This is a genomic window from Paracoccus sp. (in: a-proteobacteria) (assembly GCF_047973135.1).
Taxonomy (GTDB): Bacteria; Pseudomonadota; Alphaproteobacteria; order Rhodobacterales; family Rhodobacteraceae; genus Paracoccus.
Genome location: NZ_JBKEBL010000279.1, coordinates 1 through 7,046, shown reverse-complemented (window position 1 = coordinate 7,046; position 7,046 = coordinate 1). Strand labels below are relative to the sequence as shown.

Genomic DNA, 7,046 nt, shown 5'->3' with positions numbered 1-7,046 from the left:
TTGACCGCTGGTTCTATCTGGGCGATGACACCGCGCTGAGCGAGGCGCAGAAACGTGGCCATGCGTTGTTTGCGGGCCGGGCGGGCTGTGCGTCCTGCCATGTGATCGGCGAAAGCGATGCGCTGTTCACCGATCAGATGTTTCACGACACCGGCTATGGCTGGATGCGCGAGCGGCAGCGTCAGCGCGGGTCGGATGTGACGCGGGTGCAGGTCGCGCCGGGTGTGTATCACGACCTTGGCCGCGACCGGCTGACCCGGTTGGCCCGGCCCCGTGCCGCCGATCTGGGCCGCTATGAGGTGACTGAGGATCCGGCGGATCGCTGGCGCTTTCGTACGCCGTCCTTGCGCAATATTGCCGTGACGCGGCCCTATATGCATGACGGCGGACTGCCCGATCTGGCTGCCGTGATCGCGTTTTACAACGACGGAGGCCCCGGCCATCCGGATCAGGATGCGCGCATCGCTCCGCTGGGGTTGGAGGCGCGGGACATGGCCGATCTTGAGGCTTTTCTGATCAGCCTGACCTCGCCCGACCTGCCCTGTCTGGCCGCCGGCGCGCGGGGCCAGCCGCGCCGGGATCATGCAGGCGCAGATGAAGAATGAGCGTGTGGCCGGGGTTAGCCAAATGGAGGGCAGCGGAATCCCGACGGATCAAATTTGTGTGCGGGAATGCCCGCATGGTGAAACCAACGCCACAGCGCGGAAAGATCAGACGGGCAGAGCCGACAATGTCAGACGAGGCACGCCCCGGCGAGTTCTTCGAACCGGCCTCGAAATTTCGCAACTCTCTGGAATATTCGCAAAAATATCTAAGCTGGTTCCTGAAATGTCCCCCCTCGAAATCAAACGGCTTTCCCATCCAGGGACAGGCCGCGCGAATGCCTTGTTCGCTGTGGGCGGTGTAAGCGTTCTTCATCTGCCCATCACGTCGAGAGGCGCAAGAAGCTGGATTCTTCGCGCTACAGTCGGAAAGAAACAGCCGCGATAGCGGCTTCGTCCAATCCATGGCTTTAAATGAATGGGATGGGCCGCCACCGGAAATCAGGCAACGGTCCTGCAGCGGCGGCGTTAGCCTTCGCCATGAGCATCAAGCAGCTCCATCCCGTCGATCCGTGCCGCCTTGATGTCAAAGGTCAGCGTCTCGCGGCAACCCGCCCCCTGCCCCGCCAATGCGATCATCTGATCGGCGAAGCCCGCGCCGCCTTCGCGCCAGCGCTGCGCCGCAAGGCCCACGCGGTCAGCCTCTTCGATCACCAGTTCACGCGCGGCCAGCAGCCCGTCGATTGCATCCGCGATATTGCCGCGCGGCAGGTGATAGGCGCGTTCCAGCACCCAGACCGTTTCAACCATGACCTCGCGAGCGATCCAGCCCGGCGCATCCTCGGTCAATGCAGAAACCGCCGCAGTGGCCAGCGCCGCCTGCCCCGGATCGTCCTGAGTCAGATAGCGGACCAGAACATTCGTATCCAGCCCGGTCACGTCCCCTGCGCCCCGGTCGTGATCGCCGCCTCCATCTCATCCAGGGAAACCGGTGCCTGCCCGTCCCGCCGCAGCATCCCCGCCAGTTCCGAGACCGGCCTTGTCCGCAGCAGCCGCACCTGCCCGTCATCAAGGATGACATAGCGCACCTTATCCCCCGGCGACAGCGAAAGCGCCTGCCGGACAGCCTTGGGCAATGTGGTCTGCCCCTTTACCGTGATCGTGGATTGCGACATGATTTCCCCAAGGCGTAATCGAACATCGCATTACATATGGCATAACTGCATTGAAAACTCAACGCCTCGCCGATTGTCATACCAGCCCGCAGAACCACCATATCTTTTGATGCGGTAGGACAACTTTTGCGGGAGTCGGGCTGAGCCGCCAATAGTCACGGTAATGGGCGGGTAAACGCCAGATAAGGTGAACACGGACGGGCGGTCTATGAGCAATGGCTTTCGACGGGAAAATCTGAATTGGGTCATCCGCCAGCGGGCTGAACAGCTTGCCGCGCAGCTTAGTGCGCAGCGCGGGAATCTGTTTTCATCCGATGCATACAAGGCGATGCGCAAAATCACCAGCGGAGAGGCCGCCGCCCTTCTGGGGGGAAGCAATGACAGCTATTTGCGCAAGCAGCATCTGGCTGACGGCCACGCCGCGCGGGTATCGCGCAGCGCCAAGGGGGGCGCCGGTCGTACATGCCTCGAACGCGTCGATCTGCGAACGGCTGAACCCTCCTTGTCAGGTATCCCACCTGGTCTGGTTATGTCCGTTTGCCAGGAAATCCAGACCTATGCCGAAGAAAACACCCGGCACTGGCACCACCTTGTCCGAACCGACGACCTTGTTCGACCAATGATCATGGCGCTGATACGCAAGGCTGCATGAAGTTCACGGTTGTGAAATCAGGCAGGACGGTTCACAGCCGTGAACAAACGCAGCGTGCGGTGCCAAAGCAACGCGCGCCGACATCTCAAACATGAAAAGGCAACTGTCTATGCCCTCCTGCTACGCTCATTCCGGTACGTCCGCCGATCGCAGTGACTGGCAGCTTTTGGTGGATCATCTTGCGGCGACCGGCGCGCTGGCGGCGTTGCGGGGTGAGGCAGCCGGGGTTTCGGATGCCGCGCGGCTGGCCGGGCTGTTTCATGATTTCGGCAAATATGACCCGGATTTCGACCGGGTTCTGCGCGGCGAGAATGTCAAGGTCGATCATTCGACGGCTGGTGCGTCGCTGCTGCTAAAGCGCGTGCCGCCTGCCCTTCTGCCCGTCGCCGAGGCGCTGGCCTATGCTATTCTGGGCCATCACGCGGGTCTGCCGGACCGGCGCGGGACGGATGGCAGCATGGATCGCCGGATCAATGGCTTTCGCGACCCGATCGATCCGAAGATCAGCGCCGCTTCCAATCCCGATTTTGCGGCGGCGGCTGGCGAGCTGAAGGCGCTGATGCGGCCCGGCCTTGCCGGGTTTGATCTGTCGGTTGCCACGCGGATGCTGTTTTCCTGTCTGGTCGATGCCGATTTCCGCGATACCGAGGCATTCTATGCCACCATCGAAAACCGTGTGCCGGATCGCGACTGGCCGTCTCTGACCGATCTTCTGCCCGACTGGACCCGCCGCTTCGATATGCATATGGCGGGTCTGCCCGCCGATAGCGACCTGAACCGGCTGCGCGCCGATATTCTGGCGCATATCCGCAGGCAGGCCGCCATGCCGCCCGGCCTGTTCACGCTGACCGTGCCGACCGGCGGTGGCAAGACGCTGGCCTCGATGGGCTTTGCGCTGGATCACGCCACGCAGTACGGGCACCGACGGATCATCCATGCGATCCCCTATACCTCGGTCATCGATCAGACGGCGGCGATCTTTCGCGGCCTTTTCGGCGATGCGGTGCTGGAACATCACTCGGCCATCGACGCCCAAAACTCTGGCCAGCAGGGGCGCGACAAGGCCCGGCTGGCAATGGAGGACTGGGCCGCGCCGCTGGTCGTCACCACCAATGTGCAATTGTTCGAAAGCCTGTTCGCCGCGCGCCCGTCGCGTTGCCGCAAGCTGCACAATATCGCCGGGTCGGTCATTGTACTGGACGAAGCGCAATGCCTGCCGCGCAGGCTGCTGATCCCGACGCTGCGCATGATCGAGGTGCTGACCACGCATTACGGCTGCTCGGTTGTGCTGTGCACGGCGACACAGCCAGCTTTTGACAGCCGCCATTTGAAGCAGGGCGGGCTGGCACTGGAGGGCAGGGAGCTTGCGCCCGATCCGCAGGGTCTGGGGCGCAGGCTGCGCCGGGCGCGGATCCTGCCGGTCGGGCCGATGGGGGACGACTCGCTGATCCGGGCCTTGTCGGCCACGCCGCAGGGTTTCGTGATCGTCAACAGCCGCGCGCATGCGCTGGAACTGTTTCGCGCCGGACAACGGGCAGGGATCGGCGATCTGATCCACCTGACCACACGTCAATACCCGGCACATCGCCGCACCATTCTGGAGGGCATCCGTCAGCGCCTGGGGGCAGAGGCACCGTGCCGTCTGATCGCCACCAGCCTGATAGAAGCCGGGGTCGATCTGGATTTTCCGGTGGGCTGGCGGGCGGCGGCGGGGCTGGATTCCTGCGTGCAGGCGGCGGGCCGCGTCAACCGCAATGGTCGGCACGCGACCGCGGACAGCACGCTGACGGTGTTTTCGCCGGAAGGGCGTGGGGCCCCTGCCGGGATGCAGGCCCTTGCCGCCGCCATGGACCGGGTCGCCGCGCGGCATGACGATCTGCTGTCACCCGAGGCGATTCGCGACTGGTTCGACGAGGTCTATTGGAAAGCCGGCCCCGAGCGGCTGGGTCAGCCCATGGCCGACCGTTTTATCCTTGGGAACAGCGGCACGGATTTTCCCTTTCGCAGCGTCGCGGCGGACTATCGCATGATCGACAGCCCGATGGTGCCGGTCATCGTCCCCGGCGAGGCGGTGGCGCAGGCCGCGATTGCCGATCTGGCGATCGGCAATATTCCTTCGGGGCAGCTCGCGCGCCGTCTGCAATCCTATACGGTTCAGATTCCTGCCGGAGCGCGTGCAAAGCTGGTTGAAAACGGTCATGCGGCCTTCCTGCATCCCGGCCTGCGCGGCGATCAGTTCTGTGTTCTTCATAATATGTCATTATATCATTCGGATAGCGGATTATGGTGGGAGGATTCCGACTATCTGGCCGAAGAAGCCATGATGATCTGACCCTGGCTGCGGTAAATTCCGCTTTCCTTTAGATTGTAAATGCATAAGATCGCCACGACTTATGGAGTATCCATGACCTTCGGTATCTGTTTGCATGTCTGGGGCAAGAACGCCCTGTTCACCCGCCCTGAAATGAAGGTCGAACGTGTTTCCTATGACGTGATGACGCCCTCGGCCGCGCGCGGCATCCTTGAGGCGATCCACTGGAAACCCGCGATCCGTTGGGTCATCGACCGCATTCACGTGCTGGAGCCGGTCCGCTTTCAGTCGATCCGCCGCAACGAGGTCGGGCACAAGGCCCCGGCGGGGACAATCAGGCGGGCAATGAAGCGGGGCGATCTGGAGGGGCTGGGATTACTGGTCGATGAGGATCGCCAGCAACGCGCATCGACCGTGCTGGTGGCGCCCGGCTATGTGATCGAGGCGCATTTCGTCCTGACCGGAAAGGCCGGTCAGGACGACAGCGAGGGCAAGCATCTGGACATCTTCAACCGCCGCGCCGCGCGCGGGCAGTGTTTTCATCAGCCCTGTCTTGGCACGCGCGAATTCGCCGCGCATTTCGCGCTGGTTCCGCCCGGCACGCCCCTGCCCGCCCGCAACCCCGATACTGCCGGGCTTGGTTTCGGCAATCCGCGCGATCTGGGTTTCATGCTGTGGGATATTGACCACGCCGCGCCGGGCCGCCCCTCGCTGTTCTTCCGCGCCAGCCTGCGCGACGGCGTTCTGGAGGTACCGCAACCCGGATCGCCGGAGGTCCGGGGATGAGCCTGCTTGCCTCGCTGGTCCGGGCCTATGACCGCCTGCCCGATGCGCCGCCCTTCGGGTTCTCGGTGGAAAAGATCGGGTTCTGCGTGACGCTGCGCCCCGATGGTGCGGTCGATCAGGTCATCGACCTGCGCGATGACGACAAGAAGCGCAGCCCGAGGATGCTGCTGGTGCCGCAGGCGGTGAAACGCACCGCAGGGATCGCGCCGAATTTTCTGTGGGACAAATCGGCCTATGTGCTGGGCGTGACGGCGGGCGAAGGGAAGCGGACCGCAGATGAACATGCAGGCTTTCGGGCGCGCCATGCGGAATGGTTGCAGGGCGCTGATGATCCCGGTCTGCTGGCATTGGCGCGCTTTTTGAAGGCATGGAAGCCCGAGACATTCGCGCCGCCGGTATGGCCCGACGATCTGAAGGACCAGAACATCGTCTTTGCGCTGGCCAATGAATATCGTGATCGCTTTATCCACGACCGTCCCGCCGCGCGCGACTTGTGGCGCGGGATTGCCGCCGAGGGGGCTTCGCGGCCACAGACCTGCCTTGTGACCGGCGAGGCCGCGCCCGTCGCCCGGCTGCATCCCTCAATCAAGGGCGTCTGGGGGGCACAGTCGTCGGGGGCAAGTCTGGTTTCCTTCAATCTGGATGCCTTTACATCCTATGACCACGATCAGGGCGACAATGCGCCTGTCTCGGAAGCAGCGGCCTTTGCCTATGTGACGGTGCTGAACCGCTATCTGGACAAGGACAGCGGCCACCGGGTGCAGATCGGCGATGCCTCGACGGTGTTCTGGGCGGATTGCACGGATGCGCGCCGCGCCCAGGAGGCCGAGGCGTTTTTCGCCGCCTTTGTCGATCCCGGCGCGGATGAGGACCTTGCCAGCGGCGAAATCCGCGCGCGGCTGGATGCGATCCGGCAGGGGCAGCACCTGTCGCGGATTGCCCCGGATCTGGCCGAGGGGGTGCGGTTTCACGTTCTGGGCCTTGCGCCGAACGCCGCGCGCCTGTCGCTGCGCTTTTACTGGCAGGACGATTTCGGTCGGCTGACGGAGAATTACCAGCGGTTCCTGTCCGATACCGCGATCGCACCGCCCCCGCAGGGCGGCTGGCCGCCCCTGTGGCGCTATCTGGTGGAACTGGCCGCGCAGGGCAAGCGCGAGAATGTGCCGCCGCTGATCGCGGGCGAGTGGATGCGCGCCATCCTGGCCGGTACGCCCTATCCGCTGAGCCTGATGTCAACGGTGCTGATGCGAATACGGGCGGACGGCCAGATCAACGCGCTGCGCGTCGCCATCCTGAAATCCGTCCTTATCCGCAATTTCAAACTGGAGGTTCCCGTGGCGCTCGACCCCGCCAATACCGACCGGGGCTATGTCCTTGGCCGCCTCTTCTCCGTCTATGAAGAGGTGCAACGCGCCGCCCTTGGCGGCATCAACGCGACGATCCGCGACTAGTACTATGGCGCCGCCTCGGCCAGCCCGCAAAAGGTGTTCCGCACACTGGATGCTGGTTCGGCCAACCATTTCGGCAAGCTGCGCAAGACCAGCCGCGGCCGCGCGGTCAATCTGGAAAAGCTGCTGGGT

Annotated in this window: 6 protein-coding genes and 2 pseudogenes; 6 read left to right on the top strand and 2 right to left on the bottom strand. The window is 63.7% G+C overall.

Annotated elements, in window-relative coordinates; genetic code table 11:
• Together ACK5L9_RS20570 and ACK5L9_RS20565 are read left to right on the top strand one after the other, a co-directional pair.
• Window positions 1-605: cytochrome-c peroxidase (locus ACK5L9_RS20570; RefSeq protein ID WP_416913319.1), on the top strand; the 605-nt coding region annotated here is incomplete at its 5' end.
• A 125-nt stretch (window positions 606-730) separates the two neighbouring features.
• On the top strand, window positions 731-907 hold the full coding sequence (locus tag ACK5L9_RS20565; protein ID WP_416913318.1) for a hypothetical protein: 177 nt from the start codon (window positions 731-733) through the stop codon (window positions 905-907).
• Between the two features lie 163 nt (window positions 908-1,070).
• On the opposite strand, the gene ACK5L9_RS20560 is transcribed toward ACK5L9_RS20565, so the two are convergent.
• Together ACK5L9_RS20560 and ACK5L9_RS20555 are read right to left on the bottom strand one after the other, a co-directional pair.
• Window positions 1,071-1,481: a PIN domain-containing protein gene (locus ACK5L9_RS20560; RefSeq protein ID WP_416913317.1), complete on the bottom strand. Its 411-nt coding sequence runs from the start codon at window positions 1,479-1,481 to the stop codon at window positions 1,071-1,073.
• Window positions 1,478-1,717, bottom strand: coding sequence for an AbrB/MazE/SpoVT family DNA-binding domain-containing protein (locus ACK5L9_RS20555; RefSeq protein ID WP_416913316.1), 240 nt, complete (start codon window positions 1,715-1,717; stop codon window positions 1,478-1,480). Before ACK5L9_RS20555 ends, ACK5L9_RS20560 begins: the two co-directional genes overlap by 4 nt.
• Window positions 1,718-1,925: 208 nt before the next feature.
• Here ACK5L9_RS20555 and ACK5L9_RS20550 point away from each other — a divergent pair.
• The 4 genes and pseudogenes from ACK5L9_RS20550 to cas8c form a co-directional block, all read left to right on the top strand.
• A pseudogene (locus ACK5L9_RS20550) lies at window positions 1,926-2,123 on the top strand (plasmid partitioning protein RepA); the annotation flags it as partial.
• 355 nt (window positions 2,124-2,478) lie between these two features.
• The gene (locus ACK5L9_RS20545) at window positions 2,479-4,701 is read left to right on the top strand and encodes a CRISPR-associated endonuclease Cas3'' (RefSeq protein ID WP_416913315.1); all 2,223 of its coding nucleotides are present in this window, start codon (window positions 2,479-2,481) and stop codon (window positions 4,699-4,701) included.
• Between the two features lie 72 nt (window positions 4,702-4,773).
• The gene (gene cas5c / locus ACK5L9_RS20540) at window positions 4,774-5,466 is read left to right on the top strand and encodes a type I-C CRISPR-associated protein Cas5c (protein ID WP_416913314.1); all 693 of its coding nucleotides are present in this window, start codon (window positions 4,774-4,776) and stop codon (window positions 5,464-5,466) included.
• A pseudogene (gene cas8c / locus ACK5L9_RS20535) lies at window positions 5,463-7,046 on the top strand (type I-C CRISPR-associated protein Cas8c/Csd1); the annotation flags it as partial. The gene cas5c and the pseudogene cas8c, both read left to right, overlap by 4 nt.